Annotated in this window: 1 protein-coding gene and 1 pseudogene; both read right to left on the bottom strand. The window is 54.5% G+C overall.

What is annotated here, in order from left to right; genetic code table 11:
• Positions 1 to 1394: PQQ-binding-like beta-propeller repeat protein (locus ABYT30_RS18615; RefSeq protein WP_373098014.1), on the bottom strand; the 1394-nt coding region annotated here is incomplete at its 3' end.
• Positions 1391 to 2268, bottom strand: a pseudogene (locus ABYT30_RS18620) (lyase); the annotation flags it as partial. The gene ABYT30_RS18615 and the pseudogene ABYT30_RS18620, both read right to left, overlap by 4 nt.

Raw genomic sequence — 2268 nt, forward strand, 5'->3', positions numbered from 1 at the left:
ACCACTAACTGCTGCCGTTCGGGCCAAAATACCCCGCCACCCCAGTTGGCGCCACCGAGGCTACCCGGTAGCATTAGAGTGGGCGTTTCCGCCAAGGCGGTAAACAAACCCTGATTATGCAAGCCGGCAATCTTTTTGGCGCAGGCGCCGCGGTCCCATGGCGTCAATCCCCAGGCATTCTCAGTATTTAAATCGTGATTCAATAGGCTTGGTAACTTAGGGGAAAACGGCTGTGTCGCTGACAGTTGCTCGCCCGCCACCGCTAACTGGGGCACAGCCTGTTCGATAATCGGGAATAAGGGCTCGCCGGTTTCTCGATGAAACACAAAGACAAAGCCCTGTTTAGTCAGTTGCACCACCGCCGGAACAGTTTTGCCATCGCGCTGCAAATCAACAAGCATGGGTTGCGCCGGAGTGTCGTAATCCCAGACATCGTGGTGCACAAACTGGAAGCTCCACACCATGTCCCCAGTGCTGCCGCGCAGCACCACCAAAGAGTTGGCGTAACGATTGTCGCCAAGGCGCAGCGCGCCATAATAATCTGGTGACGGCGCACCGGTGGGAATGAAGACCAAATCTCGCGCTTCATCGACTGATAGCGGCGCCCAAGCATTGGCGCCGCCAGAAGCCGCCACGGCATCCGCCGGCCACTGATCGGCATTCGCTGCTTTGGCATCCAAGGGTATGGGTTCAAATTGCCAGCGGAGCGCACCGCTGCGAGCGTCAAAGGCTTTCACTGTTCCGCGCGGGGTGTGGGCACGAACAAAATCCACTACCGCGGAGCCAATGACGACAGTGCCATTCACCACCACTGGCGGTGACACGCTGCCGATATCGCCGGGCACAAAACCCTCTTCCTCGGTATACAGCTTTACTGTGCCGTGATCACCAAAGCTCTCACACAATTTACCACTGCGTGCGTCAAGCGCTATCAAACGGCGATCGTGAGTCGCCGTAAAAATGCGCTGGCTGCACTGCGCTCCATTACTACGAGTATCATTCCACCAACTCACGCCGCGGCATTTAAAAGGGCGATCACCGGCTAAAGAAATTTTAGGATCAAACCGCCAACGCTCCGCGCCGGTCTCTGGGTTGAGGGCAATCACCTGATTAAAGGCGGTGCAAAACACCAGATGTCCGCCAGCGGCCTCAGGCAATAATATCGGCGTGGTTTCTAAAGCGCTGCGGGGCAGCTGCTCAGCAAATGTCTCCGCCTCGCCGCTGCGATACTGCCAGGCGACCTCCAACTCGCCAACATTGTCACTATTGATCTGCTCCAGCGCTGAAAAACCAGAACCACCTTGATCACCCCGGTAGTACGGCCAGTCTTGCGCTACTCCCGACAAAGTAACTAAACAAGCGCCCAGCAGTAATATGACGCTTGGTATTTTCATTGTGCGTAGGGCTGAATGTGGATCAACGTAGGTTGAGCATCTTCGATTTGCCAGCTTGGGAAATGAGAATTGGTGGTGTACACCGAACCATCCTCAGCGATTTCAATATCCCGCGTAAACGTCCGACGACGCGGCATGGGGTAAACCTGCCATGTCTCCGTGGCCATATCAAAGCGCATAACGGTGTCGGACTGATTGCCGTTTACCCAGACCGCATTGCGCGCCCTATCCACATTTAAAGCATAGGGAAACTCGCTTACGACTGGTAACGCGTATTTTTTAAGCAAGTTACTCGCTGGGTCATACATCGCCAACAAACCGGTCTGGAAGGACACCATCCACACTCTATTCTCGGCATCTACGCGCAAACGGCGAGGCCCAATCACCTCAGCATCAACGACGATAACCTCTCCGGTTTCGGGATCGATATAACCAAAGTCATCGGCATACAAACGCGCAAACCAAACTCGGCCATCGGGCGCAACGTCAATGCCGTAGGGCATTGGCAAACCACTGGATTCCCGGTCAACAGACGGCATCGGTCGCGTCTCTGGGTCCAGCCAAAAAATCAGGGGCAGCAGTTTAATGGTAAGCCACTCTTTTATATTGCGAGCGGGGATATCAAAATAGGTAAACACCTTTTTCTCGCGATCCCACATCGCAACTTGCGACGATAGAGCGAGGGTAAACCACACCCGATCTTGCTCGTCGGTGCGGATCGTATGGGGATAAAACCCGCGCTTCATGACATGCCGAGTAAAGGTCTTGGTGTCAGGGTCAAACTCCAACAAGGCCCGCTGCATTGACGGTGTAATAAATATATGACCGTCTTTTGGCGACACGGCGAAAGAGTGCACGCCCATATAGTTATTGA

The sequence above is a fragment of the Zhongshania sp. genome (assembly GCF_041623545.1).
Taxonomy (GTDB): domain Bacteria; phylum Pseudomonadota; class Gammaproteobacteria; order Pseudomonadales; family Spongiibacteraceae; genus Spongiibacter.